The following is a 17583-nucleotide window of genomic DNA, read 5'->3' as shown; positions in this document are numbered from 1 at the left end:
ATCAGTCGTGCCGATCCAGGAATTCGATCCGGCGCGGCAGGCTTTCGGGGGACAGGATGCGGCCGTCCGCGTCCAGCCGGACCGGCCCTGCCTGCGCGGACCGCTGGGTTCGGACCAGATAGCGCCCCGCCGGCGGGCGGATCTGGTCGGGCGCAAGCCGGCCGGCATCCAGCACGCCTTCCCACGGGCGGCCGAGGCAGCGCCGTGCCTGCCGCATGTCGCCGGCCAGGATCGCCTGGCGCGCGGCGGTCGAGGAAAAGCCGCCCTGCAACGGCAGCACCGTGACGCCGATGCCGCGCGCGGTGCATTCCTGCGCCAGGGTCCGGGTGGTGCCGGCGCGTTTCGCGCCGAAATGGAAATCCGCGCCGACCACGACATGCGAAACCCCCAGCCGCCGGCACAGCACCTCGTCGATGAACGCGCAGGGCGTCATGCCGGCAAAGGCGCGGTCGAAGACCGGCTCGAACAGGTAGTCCAGCCCGATGCGCCGCGCCGTGCGGTGCTTCTGCTCGGGCAGGGCCAGGCGAAAGGGCGCGGCCTCGGGGCAGAACACCTGGCGCGGATGGGGCTCGACCGACATGACGCCGACCGCGCGGCCATCCGCCGCGATCCGGCGGGCCGAGCGGATCAGGAACTGGTGGCCGCGGTGGAAGCCGTCGAAATTCCCCAGCACGACGACGCCCCGGCGCAGCGCCGATCCCGTCGCGATGCCGCTGCGCAGGATCACCAGTTCCGGGCGGAACGGATGGGAAAAGGGAATCTGGGTCATGGGCAACTCGTCGTCCTGGCCGTTTGCCCAAGACTAGCGAAGCCGCGCCGCCGCAAAAAATCGCCATTCCCTTGCCAGCGTCTCAGGATTTCCGATGCAGCGGTGCGCGGGGCGTCACAGAAAGCCGATCCAGCGCCCCGCCAGCAGCACCGACACCCAGATCGCCAGCGAAAGCGCCGCCAGGATGCGCGCATCCGGGCTGGGCACCCCGGTCTCGACCGCCTGTTGCCAGCCCTTGCCGGCATGTTGCAGGGCGACGACCGCAAGGCCAAGGCCGATCAGCGCGATCTTCCAGCGAAAGGCGGCATTGGCCAGATAGTCGCGGGCCGAGACCGACCACAGCACCGGGCCGGTCGCAAGGGCGATGGCAAGCCCGGCCCCCGCCGCGCGGGACAGGAAGGGCGCCAGCACGCGCAGCGCCCCGCCGCGGACGATCCCGACAAGGCGCAGGTCCAGCGGAACGATCGCGCCCAGCAGCAGCGCGATGCCCAGGATATGCGTGGCGTTCACCACCATGTAGAGATGGCCCGACCGGCGCAGCGCCGCGGCAAGCGCGGTGCCCTCGGCCCAGGCCGCGAGTTCCTGCACGGCTCAGTCCGCCTGGATGCGCTCGGGATACATGTCGTAGTTCTGCCCGTCGATCACGATGCGGACGGCCTTCATATGCGCGCTTTGATCCTGGTTGCGATTGCCGATCACCGTGATCGCATCGCCCGGCTCTGCCGTGTCGGCGGTAAAGCCCGAGCGGGCGGTCTGGTTGGGATTGCCCAGGTCGACCTGCCAGACGGTGCCCTGGGCGTCGCGGACCTGAAGCGTGGGATGGGGCGGGCTCATCGAGACGCTCTCGACGGTTCCCTCGAGCGTCGTCTGTTCCCCCTCGGCCCAGGACCAGCCGTGATGCGCCAGCGCGGGCATGGTGCCTAGCGCCAGCGCGGCGGCAAGCATGACGGAGGAAAGGGTGCGGGCTCGGATCTGCATGTCGGACCTCCTTGGGATGTGGGTCGGGACTGCGTCGCGGCGGATGGGGCCGCCCCACCATGATCGGCCAGCCTGCGCCCGTTGGGGCTGACAATCGCGTGAACGCGGCGATCCTCGGCCCATCCGCCGGCGCAGGGCGGCCGCCGGCGGATGGGTGCCTTCAATAATTGACCGACCGGACGGTTAAGGATAACCATGGCCATGCGCCGGAGGAGGCGCTTGCACCCGGAGGAGAATCACATGCTCAGGTCTTCGCTTGGCCGCCTGCTGCTGTCGGCTGGCCTTTCTGCCCTTCTGGCCTGCCCGGCGCTGGCCGACACCAAGGTCGAGATCATCCGCGACAGCTGGGGCGTGCCGCATGTCTATGCCGACGACGTGCATGGGCTTTACGCGGGCTTCGGCTACAGCGTGGCGCAGGACCGGCTGTTCCAGATGGAGATGGCGCGGCGCTCGGTCCTGGGCGAGGTGGCCGAGGTGCTGGTCATCGAGCGGCTGCCCTTCGACATCCAGACCCGCGCGATGTTCGACCATGCCGAGATCCGCCGCCAGATCGAGGCGCTGGCGCCGGAAGAGCGTGACATCCTGCGTGGCTATGCGGCGGGCTTCAACCTGTGGGTGGACCGGGTTCTGGCCAAACCGGCCGGGCTGATGCCCAAGCAGTTCAACGATTTCGGCTTCAAGCCCCGCCGCTGGACCGAATTCGACGTGGCGATGATCTATGTCGGGACCATGGCCGGCCGCTTTTCGGGCTACAGCTCCGAACTGGCCAATGCCAGGACGCTGGCCGAGCTGGAGGCGCAATTCGGCGCCGAACAGGCACGCGCGCTTTTCGACCAGATGTTCTGGGACGAAGACCCGCTGGCCCCGACCACCGTGCCCGAGGGCGAGCAATACCAGCGCAAGGCCGCGCTGACCCCGCCTTCGGCCAGCCGCTTTGCCGCGCTGCTGAACGCGCCGGACCTGCCCGGCGACGATGGGCGTCCGCGCGCCAGCAACCTGTGGATCGCCGGGCCGCAAAAGACCACCGACGGCAGCACCATCCTGATCAACGGCCCGCAATTCGGCAATTTCAACCCGTCCTATGTCTTCAGCATCGGCCTGCATGGCGCCGGGTTCGACCTGACCGGCAACACGCCCTTTGCGGTTCCCAATGTGCTGTTCGGGACCAATGGCACCATCGGCTGGGGCGCCACGGCCGGGCCGCGCGACGTGAACGACTACTACCGGCTGGAGCTGAACCCCGAGAATCCGCGGCAATACCGCGCCGGCGACGGCTGGAAGGAGATGACGGCGCGCCGCGAGACCTTCCGCGTCAAGGGCCAGCCCGAGGTCGAGACCACGGTCTGGGAAAGCGATTACGGCGTGGTCGGCCAGATCGACCCCGAGACGGCGACCGCCTATGCCTTCAACCGCGCCTGGAAGGGGCAGGAGATCTCGACGCTCATGGCCTGGGTGAACTCGACCAAGGCGCAGAATTACCAGGAATGGCTGGACCAGGCGGAAAGGGTCGCGACCACGATCAACTGGTATTACGCCGACCGGGACGGGAATATCGGCTATGTCTCGCCCGGCCATGTCCCGGTCCGCGCCGAAGGCCACGACCAGCGCCTGCCGGCCCAGCCGGGCAAGGACGACTGGCAGGGCCTGCGGCCCTTTGCCGATGCGCCCAAGGCCTATAACCCCAGCCAGGGCTGGATCGCGAACTGGAACAACCGCTCGGCCAAGGGGGACGCCGCGAATTTCGAGGCCACGCCCTGGGGCAGCGCCGACCGGGTGGTCGAGATCACCGCGCGGCTGGACGCCAAGGACAAGCTGACCCCCGAGGAGGTCTGGAACATCAACCGCGAGATCAGCTTCCTCGACATCAACGCCCGCTATTTCCTGCCCTTCATCCTCGATGCGGCCGAGGGCATCGATCCGCAAAGCCAGCGCGCCGAACTGGTCGAGATCCTGCGCAACTGGGACCGGCAGCAGATCCGGGCCGAGGACGGCCGCGCCGCCACCCCGGCGGTGGGGCTGTTCCAGGCCTGGCTGGACGTGATGGTCGAGGACGTGCTGCGCGACGACAGCCCGGCCATCCCGCCGGCGATCCTTTACAACCGTATCTCGCGCGCCGCGCAGATGCTGCACAACGCGCTGCTGGGCGAACGGGCCGGCGTGCCGCAGACCCATGATTTCTTCAACGGCGCCGACGAGGGGGGCCGCAACGAGATCATCCTCGCCTCGCTCGACAAGGCGGCGGCGCGGCTGGCCGACAGGTTCGGCAGCCAGGAGCCCGCGGACTGGCGCATCGAGATCAAGCAGCATGTGTTCGAGACCAGCAACTACCTGGGCATCCCGCAGGCCGGCGAGGACGAGGTCCGCGCCATCGGCACCGCGATGAACCGCGGCACCGAGAACAACCGGATCACCTTCCGCGACGGCAGGGCCGAGTTCTGCGCCGTGACCCCTCCGGGCCAGAGCGGGTTCATCAGCCCCTCGGGCGAGGCCTCGCCGCATTACGAGGACCAGCTGGCGCTTTACGAGGGCTTCGACTGCCGCCCACAGGCGCTGACCCGCGACGAGGTCGAGGCGACCGCCGTGTCGCGCGAAACCATCGCCGTTCCGCGCTAGGAACCGGCCGGCCATCGCGACAGGTGGCCGGCATCTCCGCGCCCGAGGGGCAAGCCGCGTTGCACATGACCGCTTTCCGGGCTTCTATGGCGGCGGTTGCAGGCAGCGGGGAAACATGCGGCGGGGCGGAATGGCCGAGCGCGGGCTGATCGACGGAATATTGCAGGGAATGGCGCTGCGTTCGGCCGCGTTCATCGTCACCGTCTATGGCGACGTGGTGGTGCCGCGCGGCGGCGTACTGTGGACCGGCACGCTGATCGAGGTCTGCGAGCGGGTCGGCATCAGCGAATCGCTGGTGCGCACCGCCGTCTCGCGCCTGGTCGCCGCGCATCGGCTGCGCGGCGAGCGGCTGGGGCGGCACAGCTATTACCGGCTGGACGCCTCGGCCCAGCGGGAATTCGACCAGGCGGCGGGGCTGCTCTACAAGGCCGAGGTGCCGGCGCGGGGCTGGCAGATCCTGCACGCCCCGGAGCTGACCGAGGACGAGGCCCGCCACCAGCGCATGGGCCATATGGGCGGGGCGGTCTTCATCCGGCCCGACCGCGGCCAGCCGGTGCCGGAAGGCGCGCTGGTCTTTCACGCCCCGGACCCGCCGGCGCTTGGCCGGATCGGGCAGTTCTGGGATCTCTCGGCGCTGCATCAGCGTTATCTCGACATGCTGGCGCGGTTTGCGCCCCTGGCCGAGGCGGGCGCGGCGCTGTCCGACGAGATGGCGCTGATCGCCCGGCTGCTTTTGGTGCATGACTATCGCGGCGTGCTGCTGCGCGACCCGCGCCTGCCGCAGGCCGCCCTGCCGCCGGACTGGCAGGGGCACGAGGCGCGGGCGCTGTTCCGCCGCCTCTATTGCCAGCTTTCCCCGGCGGCGGAACGCTGGATCGGGGCGCATTTCGAGGGCGGCGACGGCTTCCTGCCCGAGAAAACCGCCCAGAGCGAAGAGCGACTGGCCGATCTGTGCAGGATAACCGGCTGAATTGAAATTATCTTTTTCGCATGCCGCCAGACATTACACGGCGTGCGAAGAATTTTCTTTCTTTGTGATGTTTGGCCATGTATAAACTGACCAATCGGTCGGCGAATTGGAGAATCGCCGGTCTTTCGTCTTGAAAATGGGAGAGAGCATGCAGGACGCCTTCATCTGTGACGCGGTGCGCACGCCGATTGGTCGCTATGGCGGGGCGCTGGCCTCGGTCCGGGCGGACGACCTGGCGGCAGTGCCGCTGAAGGCGCTGATGGAGCGCAACCCCGGCGTGGACTGGGCGGCGGTCGACGACCTGATCTATGGCTGCGCCAACCAGGCGGGCGAGGACAACCGCAACGTGGGCCGCATGGCGGTGCTGCTGGCGGGCATGCCCGTCGCGGTGCCGGGGACCACGGTGAACCGGCTTTGCGGCTCGGGGATGGATGCGGTCGGCATGGCGGCCCGCGCGATCAAGGCGGGCGATTGCGATTTCGTCATCGCCGGCGGCGTCGAAAGCATGACCCGCGCCCCCTTCGTGATGCCCAAGGCGGAAAGCGCCTTTTCCCGCGCCAATGCGGTCTATGACACCACCATCGGCTGGCGCTTCGTCAACCCGGCGATGAAGGCCCGGTTCGGCATCGACTCGATGCCGCAGACCGCCGACAACGTCGCCGCCGATTTCGCCGTCAGCCGCGCCGACCAGGACGCCTTTGCCGCGCAGAGCCAGGCCCGCTGGGAAGCGGCGCAGCAGGCCGGCGTCTTTGCCGACGAGATCGTGCCCGTCACCATCCCGCAGAAAAAGGGCGAGCCGGTGGTCTTCGACACCGACGAGCATCCGCGCCCCGGCACCACGGCCGAGACGCTGGCCCGGCTCAAGGGCGTGAACGGCCCCGATCTGTCGGTGACGGCGGGCAATGCCTCGGGCGTGAACGACGGCGCCGCGGCGCTGGCGATCCTGTCCGGCGAGGCGGCGGAACGGCACGGCCTGACGCCCAAGGCGCGCATCGTCGCCATGGCGGCGGCGGGGGTCGAGCCGCGCATCATGGGCATCGGCCCGGCGCCGGCGGCGAAAAAGGTGCTGGCGCGCGCGGGACTGACCATCGACCAGATGGATGTGATAGAATTGAACGAGGCCTTCGCCAGCCAGGCGCTGGCGACCCTGCGCGACCTTGGCCTGCCCGACGACGCCGCCCATGTGAACCCCAACGGCGGCGCCATCGCGCTTGGCCACCCGCTTGGCATGTCGGGGGCCCGGCTTGTGACGACGGCGATGTATCAGCTGCATCGCACCGGCGGGCGCTATGCGCTTTGCACCATGTGCATCGGCGTGGGGCAAGGCATCGCGCTGATCCTCGAACGCGTTTGACCCAGGGAGAAGTTTGCCATGTATGCCCAGCTTGTGAAGTCCGAAGGGATGAAAGCCCGCGAGGAGATGACCCCCCAGGAGATCGCCTTCCAGGAGCGCATCGACCGCGGCGAGAAGATCGAGCCCAAGGAATGGATGCCCGAGGGTTATCGCAAGACGCTGGTCCGCCAGATCGGCCAGCACGCCCATAGCGAGATCGTCGGCCAGCTGCCCGAGGGCAACTGGATCACCCGCGCCCCCACGCTGGAGCGCAAGGCGATCCTCTTGGCCAAGGTCCAGGACGAGGCCGGGCACGGGCTCTATCTCTACTCGGCGGCCGAGACGCTGGGCGTCTCGCGCGACGAGCTGATGGAGCTCTTGCACGCCGGCAAGATGAAATATTCCTCGATCTTCAACTATCCGACGCTGACCTGGGCCGACATGGGCGCGGTGGGCTGGCTGGTCGATGGCGCGGCGATCATGAACCAGGTGCCACTGCAACGCACCTCCTACGGTCCCTATTCCCGCGCCATGATCCGCATCTGCAAGGAGGAAAGCTTCCACCAGCGCCAGGGCTATGCGGTGATGATGAAGCTGGCCCAGGGCACCCCCGCGCAGAAGCGCATGGCGCAGGACGCGCTGAACCGCTTCTGGTATCCGGCGCTGATGATGTTCGGCCCCTCGGACAAGGATTCGGTGCATTCGGCGCAGTCGATGGCCTGGAAGATCAAGATCAACACCAATGACGAGCTGCGGCAGAAATTCGTCGACCAGACCGTGCCGCAGGCGGAATACCTGGGCCTGACCGTTCCCGACCCGGACCTGAAATGGAACGAGGAAAAGGGCGGCCACGATTTCAGCGAGCCGGACTGGTCGGAATTCTTCGACGTGATCGCCGGCAACGGGCCCTGCAACAAGGACCGGCTGGGCGCCCGCGTCAAGGCCTGGGAGGACGGCGCCTGGTTCCGCGAGGGGCTGATGGCGCATGCCGAGAAGGCCGCAGCCCGCCGCGCGCAGGCCGCCGAGTAAGCCCGCAATCGCCAGGAACGGCGCCGCCGGACAACCGGGTCCGGGGCGCAACCAAGTTTAGGGAGAGAGAACCATGTCCAAGGAATGGCCGCTCTGGGAAGTCTTCATCCGGGGCCAGCACGGGCTGAACCACCGCCATGTCGGCAGCCTGCACGCGCCCGACGCCGAAATGGCGATCATGAACGCCCGCGACGTCTATACCCGCCGCAACGAGGGCGTGTCGATCTGGGTGGTGCCCTCGGCGCAGATCACCGCGTCGAGCCCCTCGGAAAAGGGGCCGCTGTTCGAGCCCTCGAACGCCAAGGTCTATCGCCACCCGACCTTTTTCGACATTCCCGAAGAAGTGGGGCATATGTGATGCCGTCGCTGCCCGACATGACCACGCCCCAGGTGGCGGAACTGGCCCGGCATCAGGCCGAGGCCCATCCGGCCCATCCGACCGTGCCCCAGCCCGACGAGGGCCAGGAGGCGTTCTTCGAGACGCTGCTGCGCATCGGCGACAGCGCCCTGGTCCTGGGCCATCGCGTGTCCGAATGGTGCGGCCATTCGCCGGCGCTCGAGGAAGACATCGCGCTGGCCAACGTGGCGCTGGACCTGATCGGCCAGACCCAGCTGTGGCTGGGGCTTGCCGGCGAGGTCGAGGGGCAGGGCCGCTCGGCCGACGACCTGGCCTATCTGCGCGACGCCTGGGATTTCCGCAACCTGCTGATCTGCGAGCGTCCGAACGGCGATTTCGGCCATACGCTGATGCGGCAGTTCCTGTTCGACGCCTGGCACCATGAACTGCTGAAGGGGCTGGCGGCATCCTCGGACCCGCGCGTGGCCGAAATCGCGGCCAAGGCCGGCAAGGAAGTGGCCTATCACCTGGAACGCTCGTCCGACCTGGTGGTGCGGCTGGGCGACGGGACCGAGGAAAGCCACCGCCGGATGCAGCAGGCGCTGGACGCGCTCTGGCCCTATGCCGGCGAGATGTTCCTGGGCGACGACAAGGATGCCCAGATGGCCGCGCGCGGCATCGCCCCCGATCCGGCCAGCCTGCGCGCCGGCTGGGACGCCACGCTGCGCCACGTGCTGGGCGAGGCGACCTTGCAGATCCCCGCAAGCGACTTTGCGCACAAGGGCGGCAAGCAGGGCATCCACACGGAACATCTGGGCTATATCCTGGCCGAGATGCAGTTCCTGCAACGCGCCTATCCCGGCGCCAGCTGGTAAAGCCCATGGCCGCTGCGACCCATCCCAGCGTCGAGCAGGTCTGGGGCTGGCTGTCCGAGGTGCCCGACCCGGAGATCCCGGTGATCAGCCTGACCGACCTGGGCATCATCCGCGGCGTCGAATGGCAGGGCGACACGCTGGTCGTCAGGGTCACGCCGACCTATTCCGGCTGCCCCGCGACCAGCATCATCAACCTGGACATCGAGACCGCGCTGCGCAGCCACGGCATCGACAAGCTGCGGCTGGAACGCCAGCTGACCCCGCCCTGGACCACCGACTGGATCACCCAGGCGGGCCGCGAAAAGCTGCGCGCCTATGGCATCGCGCCGCCCATCGACGGCACGGCGGCGGACGGGGTGCTGGCCGGGCGCATCGCCCGCATGAGCGGCGCGAACCTGACCATCGCCTGCCCGCGCTGCGGCTCGACCAATACCGAAAAGATCAGCCAGTTCGGCTCGACCCCCTGCAAGGCGAATTATCGCTGCAAGGACTGTCTGGAACCCTTCGACTATTTCAAATGCCTGTAAGAAGGCGCCCCGCTTCAGGAAGGATACCCCCATGGCACGCTTCCATCCGCTGAAGGTCACCGATGTGCGTCGCGAGACGCGCGACGCGGTGGTCGTCACCCTGGCCCCCCGCGACGAGGACCGCGCGCTGTTCGACTTCACCCAGGGCCAATACCTGACCTTCCGCCGCGACTTCGACGGCGAGGAGCTGCGCCGGTCCTATTCGATCTGCGCCGGCAAGGACGAAGGCACCCTGCGCGTGGGCATCAAGCGCGTCGACGGCGGCGCCTTCAGCACCTGGGCCAACGAGAACCTGGCGCCCGGCGACGAGATCGAGGCGATGCCGCCGATGGGCAAGTTCTTCACCCCGATCGAGCCCGAGGCGGAAAAGCAGTATCTGGGCTTTGCCGCCGGCTCGGGCATCACCCCGGTGCTGTCGATCATCAAGACCGTGCTGGCGCGCGAGCCGCGGGCGCAGTTCACGCTGGTCTATGCCAACCGCCAGATCAACACCATCATGTTCCGCGAGGAGCTGGAGGATCTGAAGAACCTCTATCTCGGCCGCTTCTCGGTCATCCATGTGCTGGAGCAGGAGGGGCAGGAGATCGACCTGTTCACCGGCCGCATCGACGAGGGCAAGATGACGGCGCTGCTCCAGCATTGGCTGGACGCCGAGGCGGTCGACACCGCCTTCATCTGCGGCCCCGAGCCGATGATGCTGACCGTGGCGGCGTCCCTGCGCGGCCACGGGCTGCGCGACGAGCAGATCAAGTTCGAGCTGTTCGCCTCCAGCCAGCCGGGCCGCGCCAAGGCCCGCCCCGTCTCGGCCCAGGCGGCCGGCGCGGGCGAGGGCGTGGCCGCCACGGTGACGCTGGACGGCGCCACCCGCGCCTTCCAGATGCCGCGCGAGGGCGAGACGATCCTGGAGGCGGCCCTGGCCAACAACATGGACGCGCCCTATTCCTGCAAGGCGGGCGTCTGCTCGACCTGCCGCTGCAAGGTGCTGGAGGGCGAGGTCGAGATGGCGGTGAACCACGCGCTGGAAGATTACGAGGTCCGCGCGGGCTATGTGCTGAGCTGCCAGGCCTATCCGGTCAGCGACCGCGTGGTCGTCACCTATGACGAATGATCCGGGCGCAGGAGGGGAACCCATGTCCGATACCATGAATATCGAGGACTACCTGGCGCAGGGGGGCGTGCTGACCGCGCCCGGCAACGTGCCCGCCCGCTATCGCGGCGAGCTTTTGCGGCTGATGTCGTCCTTCGTGGACAGCGAACTGGCCGCCTCGGCCGGCTTTGCCGATGCGATCAACCTCGCCCCCGGCATCAAGGAGCGTATCGCCGCCAGTCGCATCACGCTGGAAAAGGCCGACCATGCCGGGCGCGTGCTGCGGGTGATGGCCGAGTTCGGCACCGATGCCGCCCGCTACCAGACCAGCCACGACTGGGCCGCCCGCGTCCCGCGCGACGCCGATCTGGGCACCGCGCGCCGGCCCGGCGACATGCGGCTGTCGGTGTTCCACTATCCGATCGCCGGCTGGACCGATGCGGTGGTGATGAACGTGCTGCAGGGGCTGGCGACCGGGGTGCAGATGACCGAGCTGACCCGCGTCTCCTACGGCCCGCTGGCCGAGGTCTTTCGCGAGATCGCCCCGCGCGAGGCCCGCCATGCCGAGCTGGGCCTGGAGGGGCTGGAGCAGATCGCCCAGACCGAGACCGGGCGCGAGGAAGCCCGCGCCGCCATCGCCTATTGGCAGCCGCGCGTCGCGGCGGGCTTCGGCCTGACCCATTCGGCGCGCTATGACACGCTGGCGCGCTTCGGCCTGCGCCACAGCCCGAACGAGGCGCTGCTGGCGCGCTGGGAGGCGCTGGTGTCGGAACATCTGGCCGCGCTTGGCCTCTGAACCGGCGCTTGCGGCCGCGCTCCCCGACGGGCGCGGCCTTGCCGCCCGAGCAAAACGAAGACTGACCAAGGAAACGCCAATGACCACTCCGCGCCGTCTTGAAAGCTATGTCTGCGGGTGCTGGACCCCCGGCAGCCAGCCCGGCCAGACCCTGCTGGACGCCGCCACCGGCGAGCCGGTGGCCGTGATCGATTCGACCGGCATCGACTTTGCCGCCGCGCTGGCCCATGGCCGCGAGGCGGCGGGGCCAAGGCTGCGCGCCATGTCGTTTCACGAACGCGCCGGCATGCTCAAGGCCCTGGGCCTGGCGCTGATGGCGCAGAAAGAGGAATTCTACGCCGAAAGCCTGCATACCGGCGCCACCCGCACCGACGGCTGGGTGGACATCGAGGGCGGCATCGGCACCATGCTGACCTTTGCCTCCAAGGCGCGGCGCGAATTGCCCAATGCCCGCGTGCTGACCGATGGCGATGTCGAGCCGCTGTCCAAGGACGGCAGCTTCAGCGCCCAACATATCCTGACGCCGCTGCATGGCGTGGCGGTGCATATCAACGCCTTCAACTTCCCGATCTGGGGCATGCTGGAAAAGATCGCGCCGACGCTGCTGGCCGGGATGCCCTGCCTGGTCAAGCCCGCCAGCCAGACCGCCTATCTGACCGAGCTGATGGTGCGCCGCATCGTCGAGACCGGCATCCTGCCCGAAGGCGCGCTGCAACTGATCTGCGGCTCGGTCGGCGATCTGCTGGACCATGTGACCGAACAGGACGCCGTGACCTTCACCGGCTCGGCCTGGACTGGGCGCAAGCTCAAGACCCATCCGGCGGTGATCGCCAATTCCGTGCGCTTCACCATGGAGGCGGACAGCCTGAACGCCGCCATCCTCGGCCCCGACGCGGTGGCGGGCACGCCCGAGTTCGACCTGTTCGTGCGCGAGGTCGCGCGCGAGATGACGGTCAAGGCCGGGCAGAAATGCACCGCCATCCGCCGCGTCATCGCGCCCCGCGCCCAGGTCGACGCCCTGGTCGCCGCGCTGGACGAGCGGCTGGGCAAGACCGCCGTCGGCCTGCCGGGCGACGAGGGGGTGCGCATGGGGCCGCTGGCCAGCCTGGACCAGCGCGAAGAGGTGCGCGAGCGCATCCGCGACCTGCAGGCGGCGGCCGAGATCGTCGCCGGCGATCCCGATGCGGTGCGCGTGACCTCGGGCGACGCGGCCAGGGGCGCCTTCCTGAACCCGGTGCTGATGTATGCCGCCAAGCCCTTCGCGGCCGGGGCGGTGCATGAGGTCGAGGCTTTCGGCCCCGTCTCGACGGTCATGCCCTATGACGACCTGGACGAGGCGGTGGCGCTGGCGCGGATGGGCCGCGGCTCGCTGGTCACATCGGTCTTTACCGACGATCCGAAGGTCGCCGAGGAGCTGGTGCTGGGCACCGCGCCCTGGCATGGCCGGGTGCTGATCGGCAACCGCGCCTCGGCCAAGTCCTCGACCGGGCATGGCTCGCCCCTGGCGCCGCTGGTCCATGGCGGCCCCGGCCGCGCCGGCGGCGGCGAGGAGATGGGCGGCATCCGCGGCGTCAAGCATTACATGCAGCGCACCGCCGTGCAGGGCGCGCCGCGGCTGCTGTCGGCCGTCACCGGGCGCTGGATCCCCGGTGCCGACGTGCGGCAGGGCGAACATCCCTTCCGCAAGTCGCTGGCCGAGCTGCGCATCGGCGACCAGCTGGTCACGGCGACCCGCACCGTCACCCGCGAGGATGTCGAGCATTTCGCCCATTTCACCGGCGACACCTTCTATGCCCATATGGACGAGGCGGCGGCCAAGGCGAACCCGTTCTTCGACGACCGCGTGGCGCATGGCTACCTGATCGCCAGCTTTGCCGCGGGTCTTTTCGTCGAGCCGAACCCCGGCCCGGTCCTGGCCAATTACGGCGTGGACAACCTGCGCTTCCTGACCCCGGTCTATTTCGGCGACACGCTGCAAGTGCGGCTGACCTGCAAGGAGATCAACCCGCGCGAGAACGCCGGCCATGGCGAGGTGCGCTGGGATTGCCAGGTGACGAACCAGAAGGGCGAGGTCGTGGCGCAATACGACGTGCTGACCATGGTGGCCAAGGAATGGCCGCTGGCCCAGGCGGCGGCGCAATAGGGCCGTCGCCGGGCTTGCGTCGCCGGGCTTGCGTCGCCGGGCTTGCGTCGCCGGATGCGCGAACGGACCGGCGGGACGGTGGGCGCCTGCGCCCCGCCGGTCGTCGGGCGGGACCGCCCCGCCCGATGCCTCAGCCCTGCGCGGGCAGCAGGCTGCGCGCGATCGAGGCGTCCAGCGCCTCGAAGGCGTTGAGCCCGATCGCGTCGTAAAGCTCGGCCCTGGTCTGCATCTCGGGCAGCATGGCCGTCGTCTCCCCGTCGCGGGCCAGCGCGGCGTAAAGCCGCTCTTGCGCCTTGTTGGCCACCCGCAGCGACGAGACCGGCCAGATCACCATGTCATAGCCAAGCTCCTGGAACTCCTGCGCGGTCAACGCGGGGGTGCGGCCGAACTCGGTCATGTTGGCCAGCAGCTTCACGCCGGGCAGGCGGGCGCGGACCTCGCGGAACATCTCGACCGAGGTCAGTGCCTCGGGAAAGATCGCGTCCGCCCCGGCCTCGACGTAAAGCTTGGCGCGGGCCACGGTGCCTTCGATGCCCTCGGCCGCGGCCGCATCGGTGCGGGCGATGACGAACAGATGCCGCCGCGCGCGGGCCGCCGCCGCCACCTTGGCCGCCATGTCCTGCGCCGGGGCCAGCTTCTTGTCGTTCAGGTGGCCGCATTTCTTGGGCAGCAGCTGGTCCTCCAGATGCACGGCCGCGGCGCCCGCATCCTCGAAGCTGCGCACCATGTGCATGACGTTCAGCGCCTCGCCATAGCCGGTGTCGCCATCGACCAGCAGCGGCAACCCGCTGGCCCGCGCGATCTGGCGGATGAAGAAGCAGACCTCGTCCACGGTGATGATGCCCAGGTCGGGCAGGCCCATCGAGGCGGTCATGGCGGCGCCGGAGAGGTAGAGCGCCTGAAACCCCGCCGCGCGGGCCTGAAGCGCGGCCATGCCGTTATGCGCGCCGGGCAGGCGCAGGATGCCGGGACGGGCCAGGGCTGCGCGGAACCGCGCGCCGGCCGGCGCCTCGGGCAGGTCGGAGCCGATCAGATAGGGCATCACTCGGCCTCCAGGGACAACAGCCCGCCGCGCTGGTCGATGGGCAGGAAGCGGCGGTTTTCCGGGCCGATGTAATGGGCCGAGGGGCGGATGATCTTGTTGTCCTGGCGCTGCTCGACCACATGCGCGCCCCAGCCGGCGGTGCGGGCGATGACGAAGATCGGCGTGAACATCGCGGTCGGCACGCCGAGCAGGTGATAGGAGACGGCCGAATACCAGTCGAGGTTCGGGAACATCCCCTTGGCGTCCAGCATGACGTCCTCGATCCGCTCGGCCACGGCGAACATGCGGGTCGCGCCCTTGTCCTCGGACAGCCGGCGGGCGACGCGCTTGATGACCACGTTGCGCGGGTCCGAGACGGTATAGACCGGATGGCCGAAGCCGATGACGACCTCGCGCGCCGCGACGCGGGCGCGGATGTCGGCCTCGGCCTCGTCGGGGGTGGCGTAGCGCTTCTGGATCTCGAAGGCGACCTCGTTGGCGCCGCCGTGCTTGGGCCCGCGCAGCGCGCCGATGGCGCCGGCGATGGCGGAATAGACGTCGGCGCCGGTGCCGGCGATGGTGCGCGCGGTGAAGGTCGAGGCGTTGAACTCGTGCTCGGCGTAAAGGATCAGCGTGGTGTGCATGGCGCGGATCTCGGCCTCGGTCGCGGGACGGCCGTGCAGCAGGTGCAGGAAATGCCCGGCGATGCTGTCGTCCTCGGTCTCGACCTCGATGCGGCGGCCATGCTGGGCGTGGTGATACCAGTAAAGCAGCATCGAGCCCTGCACCGCGATCAGCCGGTCGGCGATGTCGCGGGCGCCGGGGATGTTGTGGTCATGCGCCTCGGGCAGCACGCAGCCCATGGCCGAGACGCCCGAGCGCAGCACGTCCATCGGATGCGCCGCGGCCGGGATCGCCTCGAGCGTCTGGCGCACCGCCAGCGGCAGGCCGCGCAAGCTGCGCAGCTTGGCCTTGTAGGCGGCCAGTTCCGCGGCCGAGGGCAGGGTGCCGTGGATCAGCAGATGCGCAATCTCCTCGAACTCGCAGGCTTCGGCGATGTCGAGGATGTCGAAGCCGCGATAATGCAGGTCATTGCCGCTTTGGCCGACGCTGCACAGCGCGGTGTTGCCGGCGACGACCCCTGAAAGGGCCACCGACTTCTTGGGTTTCCTGGCGGAACCGCTCATCGTGATCTCCTTATTTCCAGTCGAAGATGCCATGGGGCGCGGCCTCGCCCAGGCGCGCGGGCGAGACGGTGAAGTTCAGCTCTCCCAGTCGCCCGGCGGGCAGGTCGGGCAGGCCTTGCACCGCGTCGAGGAAGCGGTGCTGCTCGGCGGTGGCGATGATGCCGTCCGACAGGGTCAGGAACTTCTGGATATAGTTTTCCCGCATGAAGGGACGCGCGCCGTCGGGATGGGCGTCGGCCAGCGCCAGCTCGTCCTCGATCACCCGGCCGTCCCTGAGCGTGACCGCGACGCGGCCGCCGAACGCCTTTTCCCTGGGGTCGCGGGCGTGATAGCGCCGGGTCCATTCGGGGTCTTCGACGGTGGTGATCTTGTGCCACAGCGCCACGGTTTCGGGGCGTTGCGCGCGCTCGGGGGCATAGGAGCGTTCGTGATGCCAGCCGCCATCCTCCAGCGCCACGGCAAAGATATACATGATGGAATGGTCCAGCGTCTCGCGCGAGGCCTTGGGGTCCAGCTTCTGCGGGTCGTTGGCGCCGGTGCCGATGACATGATGCGTATGGTGGCTGGTGTGGATCACGATGCCGTCCACCTGCGACAGGTCGCCGATCTGCGGCCCCAACCGGCGGGCAAGGTCGATCAGCGCCTGGCTTTGATATTCCGCCGAATGCTCCTTGGTGTAGGTGTCGAGGATGGCGCGCTTGGCCTCGCCCTGGCCCGGCAGCGGCACCTGGTAGCGGGCCTCGGGGCCGGAAAGCAGCCAGGCGATGAAGCCGTCCTCGCCCTCCCATGCCGGGCTGGGGGCGCCTTCGCCGCGCATCACTCGGTCCACCGCCTCGATCGCCATCTTGCCGGCGAAGGCGGGGGCATAGGCCTTCCAGCTGGAAATCTCGCCCTTGCGGCTTTGGCGGGTAGTGGTGGTGACGTGCAGCGCCTGCTGCACCGCCTGGTAGATGGTCTGCGCGGGCAGGTTCAGAGCCGTGCCGATGCCGGCGGCGGCCGAGGGCCCCAGATGGGCGATATGGTCGATCTTGTGCTCGTGCAGGCAGATGCCGCGCACCAGGTTCACCTGGATCTCGTAGCCGGTGGCGATGCCGCGGATCAGGTCGCGCCCCGAGCGGACGCAATGTTGCGCCACGGCCAGGATGGGCGGGATGTTGTCGCCGGGGTGGGAATAGTCGGCGGCCAGGAAGGTGTCGTGGAAATCCAGCTCGCGCACCGCGGTGCCATTGGCCCAGGCCGCCCATTCCGGGCTGACGCGGGTGGCGTCGGTCATGCCGAAGACCGTGGCGCCGCGCTGGAACGGATGGCACAGCGCCTGCGCCCTGGCCGAGGCCACCGGGCGCCGCGCCAGCGAGGCCGCCGCCACCGCAGCATTGTCGATGATGCGGTTCACGATCATCTCGGTCACGGCCGGCTCCACCGCCACCGGGTCGGCCGCCACCTCGGCGATCTTCCAGGCCAGCTGCTGTTCGCGCGGCAGGTGTTCGGCGGATTTCCAGGTCCGCAGGTCATGGGTGATCATGGGTCAGTCCTTCGCTGGTGATGTTCTGGGCGATGGGCAGCGGACGGCCATGCGCATCCACCGCCACCATTTCGAAGCGGCCCGAGAGCGCCTGCCTTTCGGTCGCGCCCGTCGTCGCCTGGGCCAGGCCAAGCACCTCGACGGTCATCGAACTGCGGCCGGTGCGGATGACGCGGGCGGTCAGGTCCAGGATCTCGCCCACGCGGATCGGGGTGGTGAAATCCACCCGCTCCGAGCGCGCCATGACGACCGAGCCGCCGGCGTGGCGGGTGGCGGCGATGAAGGCCGCCTTGGCCATCAGGGCCAGCGCATTGCCGCCGAACAGCGTGCCGTAATGGTTCGCGGCATCGGGAAAGATCATCTCGACCATGCGGGTCTCTGTGCCCATCGTTC

The 17583-nt window shown here is 68.9% G+C and carries 17 protein-coding genes; 10 read left to right on the top strand and 7 right to left on the bottom strand.

Annotated elements, in window-relative coordinates; translation table 11 throughout:
* Position 1: 1 nt before the first annotated feature.
* The 3 genes from IT40_RS10740 to IT40_RS10730 form a co-directional block, all read right to left on the bottom strand.
* Positions 2-769, bottom strand: a complete 768-nt coding sequence (locus IT40_RS10740) for an adenylyltransferase/cytidyltransferase family protein (protein ID WP_052095856.1) — start codon at positions 767-769, stop codon at positions 2-4.
* A gap of 114 nt (positions 770-883) precedes the next feature.
* Positions 884-1357 carry a DUF6644 family protein gene (locus IT40_RS10735; protein WP_036754408.1) on the bottom strand — a complete coding sequence of 158 codons (474 nt, stop codon included), beginning with the start codon at positions 1355-1357 and terminating at the stop codon, positions 884-886.
* A gap of 3 nt (positions 1358-1360) precedes the next feature.
* On the bottom strand, positions 1361-1747 hold the full coding sequence (locus IT40_RS10730) for a DUF6152 family protein (RefSeq protein WP_036754405.1): 387 nt from the start codon (positions 1745-1747) through the stop codon (positions 1361-1363).
* A 240-nt stretch (positions 1748-1987) separates the two neighbouring features.
* On the opposite strand from IT40_RS10730, the gene IT40_RS10725 reads away from it, so the two are divergent.
* From IT40_RS10725 to paaZ, 10 genes are all read left to right on the top strand, one after another.
* The gene (locus tag IT40_RS10725) at positions 1988-4360 is read left to right on the top strand and encodes a penicillin acylase family protein (RefSeq protein ID WP_036754403.1); all 2373 of its coding nucleotides are present in this window, start codon (positions 1988-1990) and stop codon (positions 4358-4360) included.
* Between the two features lie 115 nt (positions 4361-4475).
* Positions 4476-5330 carry a PaaX family transcriptional regulator C-terminal domain-containing protein gene (locus tag IT40_RS10720; protein ID WP_036754400.1) on the top strand — a complete coding sequence of 285 codons (855 nt, stop codon included), beginning with the start codon at positions 4476-4478 and terminating at the stop codon, positions 5328-5330.
* A gap of 148 nt (positions 5331-5478) precedes the next feature.
* Positions 5479-6684, top strand: a complete 1206-nt coding sequence (gene pcaF, locus IT40_RS10715) for a 3-oxoadipyl-CoA thiolase (RefSeq protein ID WP_036754397.1) — start codon at positions 5479-5481, stop codon at positions 6682-6684.
* An 18-nt stretch (positions 6685-6702) separates the two neighbouring features.
* A complete protein-coding gene (gene paaA, locus IT40_RS10710; RefSeq protein WP_036754394.1) occupies positions 6703-7692 on the top strand; it encodes a 1,2-phenylacetyl-CoA epoxidase subunit PaaA in 990 nt (329 codons plus the stop codon).
* A gap of 73 nt (positions 7693-7765) precedes the next feature.
* Positions 7766-8050: a 1,2-phenylacetyl-CoA epoxidase subunit PaaB gene (paaB, locus tag IT40_RS10705; RefSeq protein WP_011751029.1), complete on the top strand. Its 285-nt coding sequence runs from the start codon at positions 7766-7768 to the stop codon at positions 8048-8050.
* Complete coding sequence (paaC, locus tag IT40_RS10700) at positions 8050-8904, top strand: 1,2-phenylacetyl-CoA epoxidase subunit PaaC (RefSeq protein WP_208021273.1); 855 nt, start codon at positions 8050-8052, stop codon at positions 8902-8904. Before paaB ends, paaC begins: the two co-directional genes overlap by 1 nt.
* A 5-nt stretch (positions 8905-8909) precedes the next feature.
* Positions 8910-9431, top strand: coding sequence for a 1,2-phenylacetyl-CoA epoxidase subunit PaaD (gene paaD / locus IT40_RS10695; protein ID WP_036754391.1), 522 nt, complete (start codon positions 8910-8912; stop codon positions 9429-9431).
* 31 nt (positions 9432-9462) lie between these two features.
* On the top strand, positions 9463-10539 hold the full coding sequence (gene paaE, locus IT40_RS10690) for a 1,2-phenylacetyl-CoA epoxidase subunit PaaE (protein WP_036754388.1): 1077 nt from the start codon (positions 9463-9465) through the stop codon (positions 10537-10539).
* 22 nt (positions 10540-10561) lie between these two features.
* Complete coding sequence (locus IT40_RS10685) at positions 10562-11314, top strand: Phenylacetic acid catabolic protein (protein WP_036754386.1); 753 nt, start codon at positions 10562-10564, stop codon at positions 11312-11314.
* 79 nt (positions 11315-11393) lie between these two features.
* Complete coding sequence (gene paaZ, locus IT40_RS10680; RefSeq protein ID WP_036754384.1) at positions 11394-13457, top strand: phenylacetic acid degradation bifunctional protein PaaZ; 2064 nt, start codon at positions 11394-11396, stop codon at positions 13455-13457.
* A gap of 130 nt (positions 13458-13587) precedes the next feature.
* On the opposite strand, the gene prpB is transcribed toward paaZ, so the two are convergent.
* The 4 genes from prpB to IT40_RS10660 are packed head-to-tail and all read right to left on the bottom strand — an operon-like array spanning position 13588 to position 17578.
* The gene (prpB, locus tag IT40_RS10675) at positions 13588-14499 is read right to left on the bottom strand and encodes a methylisocitrate lyase (protein ID WP_036754382.1); all 912 of its coding nucleotides are present in this window, start codon (positions 14497-14499) and stop codon (positions 13588-13590) included.
* Positions 14499-15668 (bottom strand): bifunctional 2-methylcitrate synthase/citrate synthase, encoded by a 1170-nt coding sequence (prpC, locus tag IT40_RS10670; RefSeq protein WP_036754380.1) that lies wholly within the window; start codon positions 15666-15668, stop codon positions 14499-14501. The genes prpB and prpC overlap by 1 nt, the downstream gene beginning before the upstream one ends.
* Before the next feature lie 10 nt (positions 15669-15678).
* Positions 15679-17190, bottom strand: a complete 1512-nt coding sequence (locus tag IT40_RS10665; protein WP_036754377.1) for an MmgE/PrpD family protein — start codon at positions 17188-17190, stop codon at positions 15679-15681.
* Positions 17177-17578 (bottom strand): acyl-CoA thioesterase, encoded by a 402-nt coding sequence (locus IT40_RS10660; protein WP_036754375.1) that lies wholly within the window; start codon positions 17576-17578, stop codon positions 17177-17179. Before IT40_RS10660 ends, IT40_RS10665 begins: the two co-directional genes overlap by 14 nt.
* Positions 17579-17583 lie beyond the last annotated feature (5 nt).

Source organism: Paracoccus versutus, from assembly GCF_000763885.1.
GTDB classification, from domain to species: domain Bacteria; phylum Pseudomonadota; class Alphaproteobacteria; order Rhodobacterales; family Rhodobacteraceae; genus Paracoccus; species Paracoccus versutus.
This window is presented reverse-complemented; position numbering and strand designations above follow the sequence as displayed.